19 protein-coding genes and 1 pseudogene are annotated in these 20,624 nt (G+C 75.8%); 10 read left to right on the top strand and 10 right to left on the bottom strand.

What is annotated here, in order from left to right; all coding sequences use genetic code 11:
- Nucleotides 1-4 precede the first annotated feature (4 nt).
- The 6 genes from G5C62_RS06950 to G5C62_RS06925 form a co-directional block, all read right to left on the bottom strand.
- Nucleotides 5-1,174, bottom strand: a complete 1,170-nt coding sequence (locus G5C62_RS06950) for an alkaline phosphatase family protein (RefSeq protein WP_164700434.1) — start codon at nt 1,172-1,174, stop codon at nt 5-7.
- 8 nt (nt 1,175-1,182) lie between these two features.
- Nucleotides 1,183-1,926, bottom strand: coding sequence for a bifunctional 2-polyprenyl-6-hydroxyphenol methylase/3-demethylubiquinol 3-O-methyltransferase UbiG (locus tag G5C62_RS06945; protein ID WP_164700433.1), 744 nt, complete (start codon nt 1,924-1,926; stop codon nt 1,183-1,185).
- Between the two features lie 169 nt (nt 1,927-2,095).
- A complete protein-coding gene (locus tag G5C62_RS06940) occupies nt 2,096-2,365 on the bottom strand; it encodes a hypothetical protein (protein WP_164700432.1) in 270 nt (89 codons plus the stop codon).
- Between the two features lie 155 nt (nt 2,366-2,520).
- Entirely contained in the window at nt 2,521-6,291 is a 3,771-nt protein-coding gene (locus tag G5C62_RS06935; RefSeq protein ID WP_164700431.1) for a DNA polymerase III subunit alpha, read from the bottom strand.
- Nucleotides 6,288-6,827 carry an SAV_6107 family HEPN domain-containing protein gene (locus tag G5C62_RS06930; protein WP_164700430.1) on the bottom strand — a complete coding sequence of 180 codons (540 nt, stop codon included), beginning with the start codon at nt 6,825-6,827 and terminating at the stop codon, nt 6,288-6,290. Before G5C62_RS06930 ends, G5C62_RS06935 begins: the two co-directional genes overlap by 4 nt.
- Complete coding sequence (locus G5C62_RS06925; RefSeq protein WP_164700429.1) at nt 6,827-7,153, bottom strand: DUF6504 family protein; 327 nt, start codon at nt 7,151-7,153, stop codon at nt 6,827-6,829. Before G5C62_RS06925 ends, G5C62_RS06930 begins: the two co-directional genes overlap by 1 nt.
- 342 nt (nt 7,154-7,495) lie before the next feature.
- Here G5C62_RS06925 and G5C62_RS06920 point away from each other — a divergent pair, with 342 nt between their 5' ends.
- From G5C62_RS06920 to G5C62_RS06890, 7 genes and pseudogenes are all read left to right on the top strand, one after another.
- Nucleotides 7,496-8,020, top strand: coding sequence for a YbaK/EbsC family protein (locus G5C62_RS06920; protein ID WP_036336937.1), 525 nt, complete (start codon nt 7,496-7,498; stop codon nt 8,018-8,020).
- Nucleotides 8,020-8,613: a GNAT family N-acetyltransferase gene (locus G5C62_RS06915; RefSeq protein WP_206330506.1), complete on the top strand. Its 594-nt coding sequence runs from the start codon at nt 8,020-8,022 to the stop codon at nt 8,611-8,613. The genes G5C62_RS06920 and G5C62_RS06915 overlap by 1 nt, the downstream gene beginning before the upstream one ends.
- Nucleotides 8,610-10,313: an NAD(P)/FAD-dependent oxidoreductase gene (locus G5C62_RS06910; RefSeq protein ID WP_346774114.1), complete on the top strand. Its 1,704-nt coding sequence runs from the start codon at nt 8,610-8,612 to the stop codon at nt 10,311-10,313. Before G5C62_RS06915 ends, G5C62_RS06910 begins: the two co-directional genes overlap by 4 nt.
- Nucleotides 10,310-11,128 carry a carotenoid biosynthesis protein gene (locus tag G5C62_RS06905; RefSeq protein WP_241175748.1) on the top strand — a complete coding sequence of 273 codons (819 nt, stop codon included), beginning with the start codon at nt 10,310-10,312 and terminating at the stop codon, nt 11,126-11,128. Before G5C62_RS06910 ends, G5C62_RS06905 begins: the two co-directional genes overlap by 4 nt.
- Nucleotides 11,125-12,288: a glycosyltransferase family 2 protein gene (locus G5C62_RS06900; protein ID WP_164700428.1), complete on the top strand. Its 1,164-nt coding sequence runs from the start codon at nt 11,125-11,127 to the stop codon at nt 12,286-12,288. Before G5C62_RS06905 ends, G5C62_RS06900 begins: the two co-directional genes overlap by 4 nt.
- A 92-nt stretch (nt 12,289-12,380) precedes the next feature.
- Nucleotides 12,381-12,956 (top strand): annotated as a pseudogene (locus G5C62_RS06895) (hypothetical protein); the annotation flags it as partial.
- A gap of 31 nt (nt 12,957-12,987) precedes the next feature.
- A complete protein-coding gene (locus tag G5C62_RS06890) occupies nt 12,988-13,644 on the top strand; it encodes a flavin reductase family protein (RefSeq protein ID WP_241175747.1) in 657 nt (218 codons plus the stop codon).
- A 67-nt stretch (nt 13,645-13,711) separates the two neighbouring features.
- Here the strand turns inward: G5C62_RS06890 and G5C62_RS06885 are convergent, their stop codons facing one another.
- Entirely contained in the window at nt 13,712-14,689 is a 978-nt protein-coding gene (locus G5C62_RS06885; RefSeq protein ID WP_036336934.1) for a carbohydrate kinase family protein, read from the bottom strand.
- A 136-nt stretch (nt 14,690-14,825) separates the two neighbouring features.
- Nucleotides 14,826-15,503, bottom strand: a complete 678-nt coding sequence (locus G5C62_RS06880; protein WP_164700427.1) for a CDP-alcohol phosphatidyltransferase family protein — start codon at nt 15,501-15,503, stop codon at nt 14,826-14,828.
- A 46-nt stretch (nt 15,504-15,549) separates the two neighbouring features.
- On the opposite strand from G5C62_RS06880, the gene G5C62_RS06875 reads away from it, so the two are divergent.
- Nucleotides 15,550-16,383: a lipase gene (locus G5C62_RS06875; RefSeq protein WP_241175746.1), complete on the top strand. Its 834-nt coding sequence runs from the start codon at nt 15,550-15,552 to the stop codon at nt 16,381-16,383.
- Nucleotides 16,384-16,392: 9 nt separating this feature from the next.
- Here G5C62_RS06875 and G5C62_RS06870 read toward each other — a convergent pair whose 3' ends face one another.
- Nucleotides 16,393-17,496 carry a LacI family DNA-binding transcriptional regulator gene (locus G5C62_RS06870; protein WP_036336932.1) on the bottom strand — a complete coding sequence of 368 codons (1,104 nt, stop codon included), beginning with the start codon at nt 17,494-17,496 and terminating at the stop codon, nt 16,393-16,395.
- A gap of 24 nt (nt 17,497-17,520) precedes the next feature.
- On the opposite strand from G5C62_RS06870, the gene G5C62_RS06865 reads away from it, so the two are divergent.
- Together G5C62_RS06865 and G5C62_RS06860 are read left to right on the top strand one after the other, a co-directional pair.
- Nucleotides 17,521-18,924 (top strand): MFS transporter, encoded by a 1,404-nt coding sequence (locus tag G5C62_RS06865; RefSeq protein ID WP_164700426.1) that lies wholly within the window; start codon nt 17,521-17,523, stop codon nt 18,922-18,924.
- 78 nt (nt 18,925-19,002) lie between these two features.
- Nucleotides 19,003-19,617, top strand: a complete 615-nt coding sequence (locus G5C62_RS06860; RefSeq protein WP_164700425.1) for a hypothetical protein — start codon at nt 19,003-19,005, stop codon at nt 19,615-19,617.
- Here the strand turns inward: G5C62_RS06860 and metF are convergent.
- Nucleotides 19,610-20,512 (bottom strand): methylenetetrahydrofolate reductase [NAD(P)H], encoded by a 903-nt coding sequence (gene metF / locus G5C62_RS06855; RefSeq protein ID WP_036336927.1) that lies wholly within the window; start codon nt 20,510-20,512, stop codon nt 19,610-19,612. The two genes, G5C62_RS06860 and metF, sit on opposite strands and share 8 nt — an antisense overlap.
- Between the last annotated feature and the right edge of the window lie 112 nt (nt 20,513-20,624).

The following is a 20,624-nucleotide window of genomic DNA, read 5'->3' as shown; positions in this document are numbered from 1 at the left end:
GCGCTCAGCCCAGCGCGCGACCGCGGGCGGCCAGCAGCGGGATCGCCAGCTCCGCCGGGGTGAGCGAGCCGTGGTAAGCGGCCAGCATCGACCCGAACGGGTCCTGCTGGACGTCGGTGAACGCCCAACTGCCCCGGGCCAGCGCGACGACGTCGCCGATCCGGTCGGCCAGCTGCTCCTGGACCTCCCCGAAGACGCCGCTGTCGACCGCCTCCGCCCGGCTGACCACCCAGGCGCGGTCCCCGAGCACCGCCCGCCAGGCGGCGAGCACGTCGTCGACAGCCCCGGGCTCGGCGTGCACGTAGCGGGCTCGCGGTTCGCCGGCGAGCAGCCGGACGCCGTCGGTGAGCGCGGGCTCCGCCCCGATGTCGAGCCGGGTGCAGTCGGGGACGTCGACCATGCCGTGGTCGGCGGTCACCAGCAGCACGGCGTCCTCGGGCAGCCCCTCGACCAGCTGCTCGACCAACCGGTCGACGATGCCGAGCTGGGCGCGCCAGTGGGGCGAGTCGACGCCGCGGACGTGCCCGGTCAGGTCGAGCTCGGCGGTGTAGCCGTAGACCAGGCTGCGCTCCCCGGTGCGCAGCGCGGCGTGCATCCCGGCGACGAGGTCACCGTGGCTGACGGCGCTGGCGTAGTCGGCTCCGCGGTAGGCGGCGCGGGTGAGGCCGGAGCCGGCGAAGGCGTGCGGGGCGACGACGGTGCAGGAGACGCCGGCGGCGGTGGCCTGCTCGAAGACGGTCGGCTGGGCCTGCCACTGCAGTGGGTCGGGGTCGTCGGCCCAGTGGACGTGGTTGAGGGTGCGGCCCTCGCCGGGCACCTCGGTGACGAAGCCGAGCACCCCGTGGCTGCCCGGCGGCAGGCCGGTGCCCAGGCTGACGAGGCTGACCGGGGTGGTGCTCGGGCAGGGCGCGGACAGCGTGCCGGCGGGGCTGCCGAGCGCGTTGAGCACCGGCGCCTGGCGCGGGTGGGCGGCGACCAGCTCGGCGCCCAGGCCGTCGACCAGCAGGACGGCGACCCGGCGGGCGCCGGCCACGGCGGGGGTCAGGTCGAGCGGGTCGGCGGGGAGGCCGCCGCGGCGCACCGGGACGCCGAGGGCGGTGGCGGCGCCGGGCAGCACGTCGGCGAGGGTGGCGCTGCCGTAGGGCGGGAGCCGGAGGCCCTCGGGCAGGCTCATCCCGCGGGTCAGCCGGCGGTCGGGCGGGTGGCGAGGACGTGCAGGCCGGTGGCGACGTCCCGGTAGGGGGAGACGCCGGCCAGCGCCAGCTCCAGGGCGCGCAGCGCGTCGGGGTCGGCCCCGGAGGAGGCGCCCAGCAGGTCGGCGACGACGGCGACACCGTGCCACTCCCCGGGCTCCAGCCCGGCGCCGGTGAGCAGCGCGAGCAGCTCCGCAGGGTCGAACCGCCGGTGGGCGGGGGCGCTGCGGGCGGGGGCCGGGTCGCGGTCGGCGAGCAGGGCGCGCGCCTCGACGGGGTGACCGCTGATCGCCCGCCCGAGGACGGCGCCGGCCCGGTTGGCCACGGCGAGGGAGAGCTGGCCGCCGGGGCGGAGGGCGCTGGCGAGCTGCTGGAGGGTGCTGGCCGGCTCGTCGACGACCTCGAGCACGAAGTGGCACAGCACCAGGTCGAAGAGGGCTCCGGACGGGAGGGCGGTGAGCATCCGGTCGCCGTCGCCCTGGACGCCCCGGACCCGGTCGCCCGCACCGGCGGTGGCGGCCCGGCGGTGCAGGGTGGCCAGTGCGTCCGCGCTGGGGTCGACGACGGTGACCTGGTGGCCGAGGGCGGCGAGCGGGACGGCGAACATCCCGCTGCCGCCGCCGAGGTCGAGCACCTGCAGCGGGGCGCCGGCCGCGACCAGCGGGTCGAGCGCTGCCCAGATCGCCGCGGTTCGGGCCGGGGCCTGCGCGGCGGTGGCCGGGGAGGTCGTCACCCAGCCGAGCCTAGTGGCGGACCACCCGGCCCGGACCGGTGCCGCCGCGGCGCACACGGTGCGCCATCTTCTGCCGTGCGCCCGCACAGATCAGCGCAGCCGCTGGACGCGACCTGGCTCCGGGGGAGGGCGCCCACCCGGCTGGATCGCGGGTGGGCGCCCTCGGAGATCAGCTGCCGGTCTCGGTGACCCCGAACAGGAGCACGCGCCGTTCGACGTCGTAGTGGACCGTCTCGGTGTTGGTCAGCAGGTCCTGCAGGTTGTCCGCGTCGTCCGGGTCGAGGGTGAGGACCTCTTCCCAGGCGCCCTGGTCGAGCACGAGCTGCAACGTGTACGTGCCGGGCTTCCCCGGCTCCCCGGCCGTCCAGCTGAACTGGTAGTGGCTCAGCTGGCGGACCTTGATGGTGTTGTCGGTGACGGGCTGCGGGACCTCGGGCATGGGACTGCCTCTCGTTGACGGAGCCTGCCGGGCACTGCACCCGACGTGGGGCTGTGCTACCCGGCCGGGCAGCCGCCACGCGCCGCCCCGAGGTCCATCGGGCGAACGGCCGGGGACCACGGCGTTGCACGCCGGCGAGTCCGACCGTGCCCCGCTCAGTGGCCCGAGCTGCCGGGGCTGGAGTGCCAGAGCTTGCGCGGCGGTGCTGCTGCCGCGCGGCGGGCTGCGGTCGCGGCGTCCTCGCCGGCCGGCTTGATGTCGGCGTAGGGCGACATCCGGAACCCGGTCGGGTGCACCAGCACCGGCCGCACCACCACCGGCCGGGACGCCCGGGACGCCGCTGCCCCGGCGATCGCCTGCTCGGTGTACTCCCCCGGCGCGGCCATCAACTCGGCGACCGCCGCCAGCCCGCCGGTCTCCCAGGCCTCGTGCAGCGCGGGCAGCTCCCAGGCCCCGGTGGCCCGCATCGAGACCCCGCGCGGCCCGGTGCGCCGCATCACCCCGCGGACCACCAGCAGCCAGGAGTGGAAGACCGTGGCGGCGTAGGGACCCTGCACGTCCTCGAAGAAGGTCGCGTCCGCGCAGCCAGTGCCGTCGTCCAGGGTCACGAACACCACCCGGCGGCCGGACCGGATCGGTGGGGTCTGGGTGGCCACCTTCACCCCGGCCACCAGCACCTCCGCCCCGCTGCGGCACTGCAGCAGCTCCGCCGCCGGCACCGCACCGAGGGCGGCCAGGAACGGCCGGTAGAACTCGACGACGTGCCGGCTGGCGTCCAGCCCCAGCACCTCCAGCTCGGCCCGCACCCGCTCGGCGTCGGTGAACTCCGGCAGCCCGGAGGCGACGAACTCCGGCTGACCGCCGGCGTCCTCCGCGGGGGTCTCGACGTCGAACAGCCCGGGCTCGGTCTCGCCGGACGCCTCGGCGCCGAACAGGTCCAGCCCCAGCTGGCCGGTGCCGGCGGCCTTCGCGCCGCTGCGGCTCCAGCGGTCCAGCTCCCCGATCTGCAGCAACAGGTCACGGCGGGTCAGCTGCTGGCGCCGCCGCGCCGGCCGGCCGCCCTCGCTGTCGCGCACCCCGAACCCGTAGACGGAGTCGAAGCCGCCGGCCAGCACCAGCCGCTCCACCACCGGCCGGGACACCCGGGCCCGGTTCCAGAAGTCGGTCAGCGACCGGTAGGGCTGCCCGGCCTGGATTCGGGTGACCTCCTCGGCGTCGATCCCCTTGACGTCGGCCAGCGACAGCCGGATGCCGTACCGCCCCGGGTCGGGCATCGCCGCCGGCATCCACGCCGGCCGGGGACGCAGCTGGGCACCGTCGTCCGCCCCGCCATCCGCTCCACCGTCGACCCGCTCGACCCGGTAAGTGCCGGCCGAGGCGTTGACGTCCAGGCCGAGCACCTGCACCCCGAAGTTGCGGGCGTCGTCGAGGATCAGCCGCTTGGGGTACATCCCGGGGTCGTGGGTGAGCACCCCGGCCAGGAAGGCCGCGGTGTGGTGGGTCTTCAGCCAGGCCGACTGGTAGGTCGGCAGCGCGAACGCCGCGGCGTGGGCCTTGCAGAAGCCGAAGGAGCCGAAGGCGACCAGCACCTCCCACACCTGCTCGACCACCGCGACGTCGAAGCCCTCCGCCAGCGCCCGCGGCGCGAACCAGGCCTTGACCTCCGGGTGGGCGTCCTTCTCCCCCAGTGCGCGGCGCACCTCGTCGGCCTCGGCCAGGTCGCAGCCGGTCATCACCGACACGATCTGCAGCACCTGCTCGTGGAAGACCACCACCCCGGCGGTCTGCTCCAGCGCCGGGACCAGCGCCGGGTGCGGGTAGACCGGGTCGCGCCAGCCGTTCCGGGCCATCAGGAACGGGGTGACCATGTCGCTCTTCACCGGCCCCGGGCGGAACAGCGAGATGTCGACGATGAGGTCCTCGAAGGTCTGCGGACCGAACTTGCCGACCAGCTCGCGCTGACCCGGTGACTCGATCTGGAACATGCCCAGGGTGCGGGTGCTGCGGATCAGCTCGAACGTCGTCGGGTCGTCGCGCGGGACGGCGTCGATCTCGACCTGCTGCCCGTCGACCCGGGCCACCTCGTCCATCGCGTGCGCGATCGCCGACTGCATCCGGATGCCGAGCAGGTCCAGCTTGAGCAGCCCCAGCTCCTCGACGTCGTCCTTGTCGAACTGGCTCATCGGGTAGCCCAGGTAGCTGCTCTCCACCGGTGTGCGGTCGAGCAGGGTGGCGTCGGAGAGCAGCACACCGCACGGGTGCAGGGCGATGTGCCGGGGCAGCCCGTCGAGCCGGGCGACCAGGTCGAAGAGCAGGTCCAGGTCGCCCGAGCCACCGCTCCGTCGCGACCCCAGCCGGCTGGCCCGCAGCTCCGGGAGGTCGCGCAGCGCCGCGTGCACCTGGTTGGCCCGGATGTGCGGGAACGCCTTGGCCACCGCGTCGACCTCCGCCGGCGGCAGCCCGAGGGCGGCGCCGACGTCACGGACCGCGTGCCGCACCCGGTAGGTGTCCATCATCGAGATGCAGCTGACCCGGGAGGAGCCGAAGCGCTCGATCACCGCGTCGTAGACCTCCATCCGGCGGGCGGACTCCACGTCGATGTCGATGTCGGGCAGCTGGTGCCGCAACGGGTAGAGGAAGCGCTCCATCAGCAGCCCGTACCGGATCGGGTCGACGTCGGAGATGCCCAGCAGGTAGGTGACCAGGCTGCCGGCGCCCGAGCCGCGGGCCGCAGCGCGGACCCGCAGCTCCTTGATCAGGGTGACCACGTCGGCGACGGTGAGGAAGTAGGAGGGGTAGCCGAGGGAGTCGATGACCGCCAGCTCCTCCTCCAGCCGCTCGCGCACCACGGCCGACGGCGTCATCCCGCGCCGGCCGAACCCGGCCTCGCAGCGGGCCCGCAGCACCGCCGACGGGCCCATCCCGCGCTCGGCCGCGCTGGTGACCACGTCGAGCTCGGGGTAGCGCACGGTGCCGATGCCGAGGTCGGCCCGGACGTCGACCGCACACTGCTCGGCGACCCGGGCGGTGGTCTCCAGCAGGTGCAGTGCGGCGTCCCGGTCGGGCCCGGCCAGCTCCTCGGCGAGCAGTGCCATCTCCTTGCCCGACTTCAGGTGCCCCTCGGCGGTGCGCCGGTCGACGTGCCGCTGGCCCAGCGGCACCAGCCGGCGGGCGGCGTCCAGCACGTCGGCGGTCGGGGCGTCGAGGGCGTCGACGTAACGGACCGCGTTGGTCAGCACCGCCGGCACCCCGGCCTCGGCGGCCAGCCGCAGCATCGCCTGGGCGCGGGACCGGTCGCCTTGGCCGCGGTGGTGCACGACCTCGAGCACGAGCTGGCCGGGCCCGAACACCGATCGCCAGGTGGCCAGCCGGGCGTGCGCCAGGTCGGCCCGGCCGGCGGCCAGCGCGCGGCCGACCGAGGACCCCGGCCCCAGCACCGCCAGCAGCCCGGCTGAGTGCGCACCGGCCAGCGTCAGCGAGCTGACCGGCTCGCCGCGGGTGCCGCCGAGGTGGGTGGCGCTGGTCAGCCGGCACAGCGAGCGCCAGCCCGCGCCGTCGCGGGCGAGGAAGGTGACCCGGGGCAGCCGCGGGTCGACACTGGCCCCGCCGCGGGCCGGGGCGCGCCGGCCGGCGGGGTGGGCGGCCCGGTGCCGGGCCGCGGCGGTGATCCGCCCGGGGGTCTGGTCACCCGGCTCGCCGCCGGCGACGGGGTCGATGGCGAGGTCGACGCCGAACAGCGGCCGGATGCCCGTCGACCGGCAGGCCAGGGCGAACTTGACCGCGCCGTACAGGCCGTCGCGGTCGGTCAGGGCCAGGGCCCCCATGCCGTGCTCGGCCGCGCGGGCGACCAGGTCGGCCGGGTGGTTGGCGCCGTGCCGCATCGAGTACCCCGACGCGACGTGCAGGTGGACGAAGGGGTCGCTCACGAGGCAGTGTCGGAGGCGCGGTCGGGACCAGCGCCGGAGCCGGGGTGGCCCGGACCGCGCCGGCGCGAGCCGGGGTCGACCGCCCGCAGGCGCGCGGGCGGCGGTGGCACCGGGCGGCTGATCGTGGTCTCGACGACGCCGAGGAACGTGCCGACGTCCCGGACCAGGTCGTCGGCCTCCCGTGCGGTGACGGCGTGCGAGAGCCCTGCCTCGGCGGCGGCGCGCTTGGCCGCCCCGGCGGCGAAGAACGCCGCCCACTCCGACAGCTCGGGGGCGACCTGACCGATCAGCACCCAGGCGCTGCGCGGCCGGCGCCGCCCGGCCTCGGGCTGGGTGCGGGCGGCCAGCACGGCCGCCGCGGCGCGCAGCGCGGCCAGGTGTGCGGTCGCGTACCGCCAGGCCGGGTCGGGGCTGCTGGCGGCCTCGGCCAGCCCTCGATGGGCCTGACCGAGCAGCTGGGCGGCGGCCGCGGGCAGCGGCGGGAGCAACGGGAGCTGCCCGTCGGCGGCGGCCGGGAGGGCCCGGGCGGCGCCCATCAGTCGTGCACCCGGACGAGCAGCCACTGGTTGCCCGTCGGCTCCCAGGACAGGTCGAAGACCCCGGCGAAGCTCATCCGGGACCGGCCTGCGCGGACCGCCTCGACCCGCCAGACCTGCCGGGTGGCGACCAGCTCGGCCGACGCCCCACCCCGGCCGGCGACATCGGTCTGCCACCACGGTGCGGTCTCCACCCACGAGTCGAGCAGCTCCCCCACCACGTACCGGGTCTGCCCTCGCCAGAACTCGGCCGGCCCCGACGGCCCCTGCTCGACCTGCACCTCTTCACCGACCCGGCCACCGGCCCCGGCGAGCACTCGGCTCATGTCAGACTCCGCAACTCTTCGCCCCTCCCGGCTGCCCCGCCCTCCGGCCCGGCGGGGAAGCGCACGTCGGGGAGGACGTGACGGCCCGGGCCGGCGAACGGGTCGCCGGTGTTCGAACAGGTGTTCGAACACCGATGAGTAGACCGGACCCGGTCGGGGCGGTCAAGCCGAACAGGCGTGTCGTCATCCGTGTCGTTACAGCGACTGCACTCAGGGCAGCGACACACCCTCGAGCCCGACTCGTGGGTCGCCGCGACCCCGGGCGACGGCCGTCTGCGGCCGGCGCCCGACCGCACGTCCCGGGTGGCGCAGGGCCCCGGGGCCGGTGGGAGGATCGCTGGCATGACCGCTGCGGAGACCCCGCACCACCCCCGGGTCGCCGAGGTCGAGCAGGTGCTGCGCACCGCCGGCGTCACCGGTGAGGTGCGCGTGCTGCCCGACAGCGCCCGCACGGCCGCCGCCGCGGCCGCCCAGCTCGGCGTCGAGGTCGGTGCGATCGCCAACAGCCTGGTGTTCGATGCCGGCGACCTCCCGCTGCTCGTCCTCACCAGCGGCGCCCACCGGGTCGACGAGGCGCTGGTCGCCGACCTGCTCGGCCTCCCGCGGATCACCCGGGCCACCCCCGAGTTCGTCCGCCGGCACACCGGCCAGGCCATCGGCGGGGTGGCCCCGGTCGGCCACCCGGAGCCGATCGGCACCCTGGTCGACGTGGAGCTCGCCCGGTACGCCCGGGTGTGGGCGGCCGCCGGGCACCCGCACACCGTCTTCCCCACCAGTTACGACGAGCTGTTGCAGCTCACCGCCGGTACCCCCGCGGAGGTCGGCCCAGGGCCCTCCCCGGCCGCCGCCGACGAGGAGACCCCCTGATGACCGGCACCACTCCCGCCACCCGGATCACCGAGCTGCCCGCCGGCTGGATGCGCGAGCACCTGCACGAGGCGCTGGCGATCTACGGAGCGGCGATGGGCTACGGCGACTCCGTCGTCGCCGGGCGTTACGGCTACGCCGTCCAGCACACCGAGCGAGAGGGCTTCCGTGCGGTGGGCGCCTTCGTCGAGGCCCCCCGGGGCGACGGCACGGTCGGTGAGCAGCTGGTCGGCTTCGGCTACGGCTACGTCGTCGCTCCCGGCCAGTGGTGGCACGACCAGGTCCGCAACGCCCTGGACCGGCGGACGGCGAAGCAGTGGCTGCCCGGCGCATTCGAGGTCTGCGAGCTGCACGTGCACCCCGACCGGCAGAGCCAGGGCCTGGGCCGGCAGCTGCTGCACGCGCTGCTGGCCGACCTCCCCCAGCCGGCCGCCCTGCTGAGCACCCCGGACACCGACACCAAGGCCTTCCGGCTTTACCACGCCGACGGGTTCGTCGACCTGGCCCGCGGCTACCACTTCCCCGGCGACGCCCGCCCCTTCGCCATCCTGGGCGCGCGCCTGCCGCTGGCCCCCCCGGCCGAGAAGAGCTGATCCCCGTCGCCAGCGCCCCCGACACCCGCAGCTCAGACACCCGCACGGCCGACACGACTGCCGATGTCGTCGTCATCGGCTCCGGGCACAACGGCCTGGTGGCCGCCTGCCACCTGGCCCGGGAGGGGCTGCGGGTGGAGGTGGTGGAGTCCGACGAGGTCCTCGGCGGGGCGGTCTCCACCGTGGAGCGCTGGCCCGGTGTCCGGGTCGACCGGGGGTCCAGCGCGCACGTGATCATCCGGCACAGCGGGGTGGTCGAGGAGCTGGAGCTCGAGCGCTTCGGCCTGCGCTACGTCGACTGCGACCCGTGGGGCTTCGCGCCCGCACCGGTGCCTGGCGACCCCGGTCCCGACGGTCGGCCGCTGGTCTTCTCCGTCGACCTCGACGCCACCTGCGCCTCCATCGCCGCCGCTTGCGGAGACGCTGACGCCGCGGCCTACCGCCGGTTCGTCGAGGTGTGGTGCCCGCGCAGCGCCGCCGTCGTCAAGGCGTTCGGCGACCGGCCGGCGATGACCCGGCTGGTCCGGCACCTGTGGCCGGTCGGCGCCCCGCGGCGGGGTCAGCCCCGGACCCCGGGCGGCGAGATCGCCACCGACTTCCTCGGCTCCGGCGACGCCCTGCTCGACCGCTGGTTCACCAGCGAACGGCTCAAGGCGGCGCTGGCCTGGTTCGGCGCCCAGTCCGGCCCGCCCATGTCCGAGCCCGGCACGGCGGCGATGGTCGGCTGGGTGGCGCTGCTGCACGACGTCCCGCCCGGTCACCCGGTCGGCGGGTCGGGCGGGCTCACCCAGGCACTGGCGGCCCGGCTGGCCAGCGACGGCGGCCGGGTCACCCTCGGGGACGGCGCGGCCCGACTGCTCGTCGACGGGCCGCCCGAGGACCGGCGGGTCACCGGGGTGCAGACGGTCTCCGGACGGCGGATCACCGCACCGGTGGTCGTCGCCGCCTGCCACGTGCTGGCCACCAAGGCGCTGGCCGGCGACGACGCCCCGCCCGCGCTGGCCGAGGCCGACCCGCCGCTGGGCAACGGCTTCGGCCTGGTGCTGCGCGCGCAGACCGACGCCCTGCCGAGCTACCCCGGCGCGGGCGAGGAGGCGCTGCAGGGGCTGCAGCTGCTCTGCACCGACCGCGCCCAGCTGGCCCGGGCGCACGGCGACTGGCTGGCCGGGGAGCTGCCCCGGGAGCCGGTGCCGCTGGCCATGTCGTTCTCCGCGAGCGACCCGACGCTGGCTCCGGCCGGCCAGCACGTGGTCACCATCTGGGGGCAGTGGTACCCCTACGAGCTCGCCGACGGGTCGGACTGGGACGACATCGCCGACCGGGCCGCTCAGCAGCTGATCGCCGCGGTCGACCGCTACGCACCCGGCTTCGCCGACTCGGTACAGCGGCTGTACGTCCAGACCCCGCTGAAGCTGGAGCAGGAACTGTCCCTGCTCCGTGGCAACGTCATGCACGTGGAGATGAGCCTGGCCAGCATGTTCGCTTTCCGGCCGACCCCGGCGCTGTCCGGCCACCGGGTGCCGGGCCTGGGCGGGCTGTACCTCACCGGCGCCTCCACGCACCCCGGTGGCGGGGTCTCGGGCAACTCCGGGCGCACTGCGGCCCGGGTGGTGCTCGCCGACCGCCGGCCGGCGGCCCGGCTGCGGGCGGAGTTGACCGGGCGGGCCGGCCGCCTGCTGTCCCGCAGGACGTCGCGGTGACCGGCACGCTGGCCACCCGCCGCCCGGGCACCGAGCCGGCGCCGCTGCCGTGGCTGCCACTCGCGCTCACCGTCGCGTTGCTGGGCGCCGCGATCGCCTACCCGCTGAGCAGCGGGGCCGGCCGGGACACGGTCAGCTGGGCGATCGTGCTGCTGGGCTCGGCGGTCTCGGTCAGCCACGCCGCGGTCAGCCGCGGCGTGCGCACCGGGGCCGCGGTGCTGGTCGTCGTGGGCGTCGTCGCGGTGCTGTTCGAGGCGCTCGGGCTGCGCACCGGGTTCCCGTACGGCGAGTACCGCTACAGCGACCTGCTCGGCCCGACCCTGCTCGGGGTGCCCTTCCTGGTGCCGCTGGCCTGGCTGATGATGGCGTGGCCGAGCTGGGTGCTCGCCGCCCGGCTGACCGCGCGGGTGCGCCCCGCCCGGCGCCGGGCCGCCCGGGTGGCGGTGGCGGCCTACGTCTTCGCCGCCTGGGACGTCGTGCTCGACCCGCAACTGGTGCAGGCCGGTTACTGGCGCTGGGCGCACCCCGAATCTGGCCTGCCGGGCATCCCCACCGTGCCGCTCACCAACCTCGCCGGCTGGCTGCTGGCCGGCCTGGTGCTGATGGCCCTGCTCGACGTGCTCGTCGAGCGCACCAGCCGGCTGCCCCGGATCGGGGACACCGCGCCGCTGCTGACGCTGGGCTGGATGGTGCTGGGCGGTGCGCTTGCGCACGCCGTCTGGCTCGACCTCCCGGGGTCCGCGGTCTGGGGCGTCGTCCTGACACTGCCGGTGCTGACCGTCCTCGTCGTCCAGGCGCGGCGGGGGCGCCGGTGACCACGGCCTGGCGCCGGCTCCTGCGGGTGTGCGCCGGGCTCTCGGTGGTCGCCGCACTCCACGCGGCGCTGAACAGCCGGCTCCTCCGCCGGCCGCCGGCCGTGCCCGGGCCGGTTCCCCGCCGGGTGACCGTGGTGGTCCCGGCCCGGGACGAGGCCGACCAGATCGAGGGCTGTCTGGCCGCGGTGCTCGACCAGCGCGGGGTGCCCGACCTGCGGGTCGTGGTCGTCGACGACGGCTCCACCGACGGCACCGCCGAGCGGGTGATGGGGGTGCCCGACGCCCGGGTCGCGTTGCTGCCCGCAACGCCGCCCGGCCCGGGCTGGCTCGGCAAGCCGAACGCCTGCGCCCAGGGCGCCGCCGCCATCGACCAGGCCAGCCCCGACGACGTGTTGGTGTTCCTGGACGCCGACGTCCGGCTGATGCCCGACGCGATCGCCTCGGCGGTCGCCGTGCTCGACGAGTCCGCACTCGACCTGGTCTCCCCCTGGCCGCGGCAGCTCACCGGCAGCGCGGCCGAGCGCCTGGTCCAGCCGCTGCAGCAGTGGCTGTGGGCCACCCTGCTGCCGCTGCGGCTGGCCGAGCGGTCACCGCGGCCGTCGCTGGCGGCGGCCAACGGCCAGTTCCTGGTGGTCCGCCGGGCCGCCTACGACCGGGCCGGCGGGCACGCGGCCGTGCGCGGTGAGGTGATCGAGGACGTCGCGCTGCTGCGTGCGGTCAAGGCCGCCGGGGGCCGTGGCGTCGTCGTCGACGGTTCGACGCTGGCCGCCTGCCGGATGTACGACGGCTGGCCCGGCGTCCGGGACGGCTACACGAAGTCGCTGTGGTCGGCGGTCGGCGGTCACCCGGCCGCGGCCGCCGGGGTGGCGGCCGGGCTCAGCGCCGTCTGGCTGCTCCCGCCGCTGGCCGCCCTGACCGGCTCCCGGGCCGGCCTGGTCGGCTACGCCGCAGGAGTGGCGAACCGGGCCGTGGTCGCGACGCGCACGGGGGGCCGGATCTGGCCGGACTCGCTGGCGCACCCGGTGTCGATCGTGCTGCTCGACGTGCTGGTCGCCCGCTCGGTGGCCGGTCACCGGCGGGGCTCGCTGCGGTGGCGCGGGCGCACCCTGCCCCGCGCCGTCGACCGGCGGGCCGCCTCCGGCGCACCTAGCGTGGGGTGATGACCACCAGCGACCTCCTCGCCCTGCGCACCGACGAGCGCGCCGCGCTCCTCCTCGTCGGCCTGCGCGGCGACTGGTAGCCCTACTGCTGCGCCCAGGCGGTCCGTCTGGCCCAGTCCCTGCCCCGTATCTCCGCAGCCGGCGCCGAGGTGGTGCTCGCCTCGGTCGACCCGCCCGAGGTCCAGCTCGCCATGGACCACACCTGGCACCTGCCCTTCCGGTGGGCCAGCGACCCCGACGGCACCCGGCTCGCCCAGCCGCTGGACGCCTGGGACACCGAGGCGTCGATCTTCCGGCCGGTCGTCGTCGCCGTGGCCCCGGACGGCCGAGAGGTGTTCCGGGAGCTGTCCCGGGACTTCACCGACCGCACCGACGACGAGCCGGTGCTCACCGCCATCGAGGCGCTCGGGCTGCCCGCGCTCCCCGAACCGGCGCCCTGGGCCCCGGAGGGCGTGGCCGCGCAGCCGTCCAAGCGCGCGTTCAAGGCCAGCTCCTTCATCCCCTACTTCCGCGCCATCCGGTTCAACACCATGGCGCTGAGCCAGCGGATGGTCGACGACCGGGACCGCGACCTGCTGGTCACCGAGCAGCGGATGGCCGAGTCCTTCCTCAGCACCTTCGACACCTGGCGCGCCGAGCACCCGCCGGACGGTCAGGCCCGGGGCTGAGCCCGGCGACGCGGTCGGCGACGATGGGCCGGTGACCGAGCAGAGCAGTCCGCCGCGCGTCTCCTTCGACCCGGCGGAGATGGAGACGGGCGCCTTCTACCGGGTGCTGAACTCGGTGGTGGTGCCCCGGCCGATCGCCTGGGTCTGCAGCCGCTCGGCGGAGGGGGTGCACAACCTGGCACCGCACTCCTTCTACACGGTGGCCTGCGTCGACCCACCGGTCGTCCAGTTCACCTCGGTGGGCCGCAAGGACTCGCTGCGCAACGTGGAGGACAGCGGCGAGTTCACCATCAGCCTCGCGCCAGAGGCGCTGTTCGAGCAGGTCAACGCCACCGCGACCGACTTCCCGCCGGACCAGAGCGAGGCCGAGCACACCGGGGTCACCCTGGAGCCCAGCGACCGGGTCGCCACGATGCGGGTCGCCCAGTCGCCGGTCACCCTGGAGTGCACCCTGCACGCGACGCTGCGGCTGGGCGACAGCACGGTGGTGTTCGGCCGGGTCGTGCACGTCTCGGCGTGGGAGAGCGCCGTCCGGGACGGCCGACCACGGATCGAGGAGCTCCAGCCGCTGGCCCGGCTCGGCGGCAACGAGTGGTCGACGATCGGCGAGGTCAAGGAGATCCGCCGGATCCCCTACCGCAGCTGGACCGAGGACCCCGACATCGGCGACCGCCTCCGCGGGGGGTGACGTCCGCCCAGCACGGTGGCCCCGCTGCCGGGTCCCAGCGTGAGCGCTGGGGCAGCGGGGTCCTACCTCAGCCCGGCAGGTGCGGGGCGACCTCGTCGGCGGCGTCGGCGCCGAACGCCTCGGCGAACCGCTCCAGGAACGGCGCCCGCGGCAGCGTGTACTCCTGCGTGCCGATGACCTCGACCGCGGCGGTGGCGACCGCGGACCCGACCTGGGTGGCGCGTTCGATGCCGAGCCCCCACTGGCGGGCCGCCACGAACCCGGCGCGCAGCGCGTCCCCACCGCCGGTCGGCTCCACCGGCTTGGTCTCCGGGACGGCGATCACCTCGATCGTCGGCTCCCCGGCCCGCTCGACCCGCACCCCCTTGGCGGCCTGGGTGGTGACCCAGGTGCCCACCCGGGCGAGCACCTCGGCGTCGTCCCAGCCGGTCTTCTGCAGCAGGAGCGCGTGCTCGTACTCGTTGGTGAACAGCAGGTCGGCGCCGTCGACGAGGTCACGGATCATCTCGCCGTCGGCCCAGGCCAGCTGCTGGGAGGGGTCGGCGAGGAACGGGTAGCCCCGCTGCCGGCACTCCTGCGTGTGCTGCACCATCGCCGTCGGGTCGTTCGGCCCGACGATCACCAGGTCGAGGTCGCCGACGCGCGCGGCCACCGGGGCCAGCTCGATCAGCGAGGCCTCGGACATGGCGCCGGAGTAGAAGGACGCGATCTGGTTGTTCGCCGCGTCGGTGGTGCAGACGAAGCGGGCCGTGTGCTTGAGCTCGGACCAGCGCACGCTGCCGGTGTCCACGCCGTGCCGGCTCAGCCAGGCGTCGTAGTCGGCGAAGTCGTTGCCCACCGCGCCCACCAGGACCGGTCCCTGTCCCAGCAGCCCGAGCCCGTAGGCCATGTTGGCGCCGGCGCCACCGCGGTGCTGCACCAGGTCGTCGACCAGGAAGGAGAGGGAGACGTTCTCCATCTTCCCCTCGACGAACTGGTCGGTGAACTTGCCGGGGAAGGTCATCAGGTGGTCGGTGGCGATCGAACCGGTCACGACGACGGGCATGGGGGCGACTCTCTCCGGAGGATGCGGCCGTCATCGGCCAGCGGACCCCGACCGGGAACGGTCACCGGGGCGGGGACAAGCGTAGGAGCCGCGGCACGTCCCTGCCCGCGGTGGCCCCCGTGGGGGTGAGCCGCCGTCAGTCGCCGAGCGCCCGGCGCAGCTGGACGCCGAGCTGCGCCGTCCCGACCACCCCCAGCAGGCAGCCCACCGCCGCCGCGCAGGTCACGGCCAGCACGACGGCGTCGACACCGCCCAGCTGCACGTCGAGCAGCGAGACGACCCCGGCACCGACCAGCCCGAGCGCCGCCATGGCCACCCGGGTGGGCCGCTCCCACACCGACACGGCCCCGGTCTCGTGCACGCCGGCCTGCCCGGCGCGCGCCCGCAGGTAGTCCGGCAGCCAGCACAGCGCACCGAAGGCCGCGGCCAGCCAGCCCGGGGCGCCGGCGACCCAGAAGGCGACGGCGTAGCCGACCTCGGTCAGCCGGTCGACGGCGGAGTCCAGCACGAACCCGCGCCGGGAGGCGCGCCCGCCGGCGATGGCCAGGGCGCCGTCCAGGGAGTCCAGCAGCCCGGAGAGCCCGATGAGCAGCCCGGCCACGATCAGCCAGGCCCCGCCGGCAGCGGCCGGGGCGATCGCGGCGGCGGCGACCAGCAGGCCCAGCGCGGTGGCCACCAGCGGGGAGAGCCGGGCCAGCGGCACCGCGAGGGCGTAGGCCAGCGACAGCCAGCCGCGCACCAGCCGGCTGTCGGCCGGGTCGGTGCCCCCGTGCCACCGCGACCAGGCCTCCAGGTACTCGTCGCGGCTCAGCACGGTGTGCAGTCCACCACGATGCGCTGCAGCCGGTGGCGCCGTCGGCGTGAGCAGGGACAGTGGGCTGGTGCTCGCCGGCCTCTCCCCCGCCCGCCGCCGCCTCGCCCTCCTGCTGCTGGCCCTGGTCGCGGTGGTGGCCGTCGCGACCCTCGCCGTCCTCCGGCTGACCGGCCCGGACGACGCAGCGCGGCCGGCCGCCGTCGCGGAGCTGACCCCCGGCCCGGTCCTGCTGGTGCCCGGCTACGGCGGCTCGGTCAGCTCCCTGCAGCCCCTCGCCGACCGGCTCACCGCCAGCGGGCGGGACGCCACCGTCGTCCCGGTGCCGGACGACGGCACCGGCGACCTGGCCGCCTCCGCAGCGGTGCTGGGCACCGCGGTCGACGAGGCGCTCGCGCGCACCGGCGCCGAGAGCGTGGACGTCGTCGGCTACTCCGCCGGCGGGGTGGTCGCCCGGCTGTGGGCGGCGGACGGCGGCGCCGACCAGGCCCGGCGGGTGCTCACCCTGGGCTCCCCGCACCACGGCACCACCGTCGCCGACCTGGCCGCGCGCTTCCTGGCGGCGGAGTGTCCGGACGCCTGCCAGCAGATGACCACCGGCAGCCCGCTGCTCGCCGACCTGAACGCGGGTGACGAGACGCCCGCCGGGCCGACCTGGGTGTCGGTGTGGACGACGCTCGACGGGACCGTCACGCCGCCGGAGTCGGCCGAGCTGGACGGGGCGCTGAACCTGCCCGTGCAGTCGGTCTGCGCCGACGCCGAGGTCTCGCACGGCCAGCTGCCCTCCGACGGGCTGGTGCAGGCGATCGTGCTCGCCCAGCTGGCCGCCGGGCCGCCGGTGGAGCTGGACCAGGCCGACTGCGCCCGCCTCCGCCAGGGCTGACGGTCCCGCTCAGACCCGACCCACCCGGCCGGAGGACCCGCGGACGACGAGGCGGGTGTCCAGCCACCGCGGTCCCGCGGCCCGCCGCCCACCTGCGGCGAGCAACTGGTCCGCAGCGATCTCGCCCTTCCGGCGGGCATCCTGCGCGACGGTCGTCAACCCCAGTCCGGGGGCGGTGGTCGCGTCGTCGAAACCGACGACGGAGACGTCCGCCGGCACGGCGAGCCCCAGGCCCGCGCACACCCGCAGTGCGCCTTCGGCCAGCCGGTCGCTCAGGCAGATCACTGCGGTCGGGCGCGGCTCGACGGCGAGGACCGCAGCCGCCCCGGCGGCGCCCTCCGCGGGGGTGCTGTCGGGGCCGTGGAAGACCGGGACGGTCGACCAGTCGATGCCGGCCCGCTGCGCAGCCGCCCGGTATCCGGCCAGGCGGTCGCGGGTGACCGCGTAGGTGGCCGAACGCTGCGCGGCCTCGTCGACCAGGCCTCGCTCGATAGGCTCCCGGTGCATGCCGAACGAGACGACGGCCAACCGTCGGTGCCCCAGGTCCAGCAGGTGCGCACAGATCGCCTCAGCGGCCGCGCGGTCGTCGATGCCGACCCAGGACGTGCCGGGCGCACCGAGCTCAGCCAACCGCGCCGGCGACGGCTGGTCGATGACCACGACGGGCAACCGCCGGGTGATCGCCGCGGCCAGCAGTGGGTCGTCATCGGACAGGGACGACACGATGAGTGCGTCGACGAGCGCACCGGTCACCGCCGCGACCCGGCGACGCGGATCGGCCGAGCCCGGGATGAGCAGCAGCCCGGCACCGGCAGGCTCCGCGACGGAGGAGATGCCGGTCAGCAGCTCGAGGGACACGGGGTCGGCGAAGGCGTAGGACAGCCCGTTGTCGTAGGCCACCCCGATCGCGCCCACCTGACCGCGCCGGAGCCCGGCCGCCACCGGGTCGGGGCCGGGATAGCCCAGCCGCTCCGCAGCAGCGAGCACCCGCTCCCGGAGGTCCGCGGAGAGTTGGTCGGGTCGGTTGTAGGCGTTGGACACCGTCTTGGCCGACACCCCCAGCTCCGCGGCGACCTGGTGCATGGTCACCCGTTGCGCTGGCCGACCGGACATGCGTTGAATGGTCGCACTTCAACGATGAAGAAGGCGGTGACGGCGGTGTCGGCTGACGACCGCACAGCTCCCATGCACGTGCACCGCTCGCCGCACGTCGCGGTGATCACGCTCTGCGCCGTGCAGTTCGTCGACGTCCTGGGCACCACGATCGTCATCTCCGCCGCGCCGGCGATGCTGGCCGACCTCGGCGCATCGGCATCGGCGGTGTCGCTGGTGGTGCCGGTGTACGCCGTCTTCTTCGGTGCGCTGCTGATGCTCGGGGCCAGACTGGGCGACCGGTTCGGCCACCGTCGGGTCCTGCAGTCCGGCCTGCTGCTCTTCGCCGCCGCGTCCCTGGCGGCCGCCGCAGCGCCCGGTCTGGCCGTGCTGGTGACCGGCCGCTGCGCGCTCGGGGCGGCGGCCGCGCTGTCGGTGCCGACCGCTCTCCGGCTGCTGTCCGCCGTCACCGAGGAGGAGGACGCCCGTCGCGGCGCGCTGGCGGCCTGGAGCGCATCCGGAGCTGCGGCCGGCGCCAGCGGCCTCCTGCTGGGCGGTGTGCTGACCGACGCCGTCGGCTGGCGCAGCCTGTTCTGGATCAACCTCCCGTTGGCAGCCGCGCTTCTGGTCGCCGTCCGGCGGCACGTCCCCACCACCGCACCTCGACGTGCGGGTCCGCTGGACGTGCCGGGAGGCCTGCTCCTCGCCGTCGCCGTCGCCGCCCTCGTGCTGGGGGCCTCGATGCTCGAACGGCCCGACCGGGCCCTCGCCGGTGGGGCGGTGCTGATGGTCGCGGTCCTCTGCGCGGGGTGGTTCACCTCGGTCGAGAGGAGGGCGGCGGACCCACTCGTACCCGCTGCCGCGATCGGCGATCGGGCGCTCACCACCGGCGCGGCCGCCTCGCTGGCCAACACCGCAGCCACCAGTTCGGCCGTGACGGTCGCGACCGTGTGGCTGCAGGACGCCCAGGGCCGCAGCCCGACCGTCGCGGGCCTGACCCTGCTGCCGTTCAGCGTCCTGGTCGTGCTCGGCGCCTCCCGGGCGAAGGCCGTGATGCGCCGCCACACCCCTCGCACCACGGCCGGGGTCGGCCTCGCCGTCGTCGCGGTCGGGAACGGGCTCCTGCTGGGCGCACCGACCTGGCCGTGGCTGGTCCCCGTCGCCGTGGGTGTCTCCGGCCTGGGACTCGGCCTCTCCTCCGTCGCCGCCACCACCGAGGGGACCGCCGTCCCCGAGCCGCTCCAGGGCACCGCCGCGGGGATGCTGAACACCGCGGCTCAACTGGGCACCGCGGTCGGGGTGGCGGCCGTGCTGCTGCTGGTCACCGCGACCGAGGACACCGACGTGCCGCTGGCCGGACCCCCGCTCGGCTGGGTCGCCTCCACGGCCATCGCCCTGACCGCCGCTTGGTGGCTGCTGCGGCGGGGCAAGGCCTGGGGGAGGGACTGACTGGTGACGTCCTCGGTGGTGGTGCTGTCTGCGCCGACGCAGCGCGCCGGTCCACCAGCGGCCCCCTACGGTCTCCCCATGGCCGCTCCGATCAGCGACGCCGTCGTCGTCGACGTGCTCCGCCGCGTCGACCGTGGGCTCAGCCCCCTGGCCCGGCGACTGGGGCGCCCTCCGCAGCTGCCGCCCGCCGAGCGGGCCGCCTGGTGGGCCGACCAGGTCAGCCGGGTGGCCGCCGGCGTCTCGGCCGCACCGCGCTTCGCCGGCAAGCTCGTCGACCTGCTGCCGCTGCAGAACACCGTCGGCTCCGCCGTCCAGGCCCTGGTCGTCCTCGGGGTGGCCGGCGAGCACGGCCTGGCCGAGCCGGCGGCCCGGGTGTCGCTGCTGGCCCGGGTGCTGCTGGACCGGGACCTGCCCGCCGACCGGGTCCAGCCGCTGCTGGACCGGACCCGTGGGGTCTACGTCGACGAGGCGCTGGGCGAGGATCGGTCCGGGGCACGCGGCGCGGCCCGGAGCCTGTGGCGGGCCGCCCGGCTGCTCAGCCGGATCGACGACGCCCTGGACGCCCGGCCGAAGGGGAAGCTGCGGCACCGGGCGCTGGCCCAGTTCCCGGTCGTCGGGGTCGCCGGTGGCTACGCCGCCGAGCGAGAGGGGCTGCGGCGGGCCGCGCTGGAGGCCGAGGAGCTGCTCAGCTGACCAGGTCCGCGCCGGCCAGGTTGGTGTAGACCTCCCGCGTCGCCGTCGACCGGTTCATCGTGATGAAGTGGATGCCGGGGACGCCCTCGTCCAGCAGCTGCCGGCACATCTGGGTGGCCACCTCGACGCCGAGCGCCCGCACCGCGCGCTTGTCCTCGGGGCGGTCGCCGTCCAGGGCGGCGAACCGCTCGGCCAGCTCGACCGGGAACGCCTGCCCGGACAGCTGCACGATCCGGCTGATCTGCCGGGCGTTGGTCACCGGCATCACCCCGGCGATGACCGGCACGTCGCAGCCGCGGGCCGTGACCCGGTCCCGCAGCCGCAGGTAGTCCTCGACCCGGAAGAACATCTGGGTGATCGCGAAGTCGGCACCGGCCCGGCACTTGGCAACGAACATGTCGGTGTCGGAGTCGAAGTCCGCCGAGCGCGGGTGCCGCTCGGGGAAGGCGGCCACGCCGACGGAGAAGTCGCCGATGCCCTTGATCAGCTCCACCAGCTCCGCGGCGTAGCGCAGGCCCTGCGGGTGGGCCACCCACTCCGCCTGCGGGTCGGCACCCGGCGGGTCGCCGCGCAGCGCCAGCAGGTTCCGCACCCCCGCCGCCGCGAGCCGGCTCACCACGTGCCGGAGCTCGGTGACGCTGTGGTCGACCGCGGTCAGGTGGGCCATCGGCAGCATCGTGGTGTCGGTGGCGATGCGCTCGGTCACCGACACGGTGCCCTCGCGGGTCGACCCGCCGGCGCCGTAGGTGACCGAGACGAACGAGGGCCGCAGCTGCTCCAGCTGGCGCAGCGCCGTCCACAGCTGCGTCTCGGCCGCGGCGTCCCGCGGGGGGAAGAACTCGAAGGACCAGGTGGGCCGCTCGGTCTGGAGCAGCTCGCGCACGGTGCCGGTCATGACTGGCGAGCCTACGGGCGGGCGGCTCCCCGGCCGTGCAGCGACCGCCGCACACGCCCACCGGCAGCGGTGCATCCACCCGCGGGGTCGCGGACGAAGGAACCCGGACGGC

This window comes from Modestobacter sp. KNN46-3 (assembly GCF_011039295.1).
Note: the sequence above shows the minus strand (reverse complement) of the source record. Positions and strands in the feature narration are given on the sequence as shown.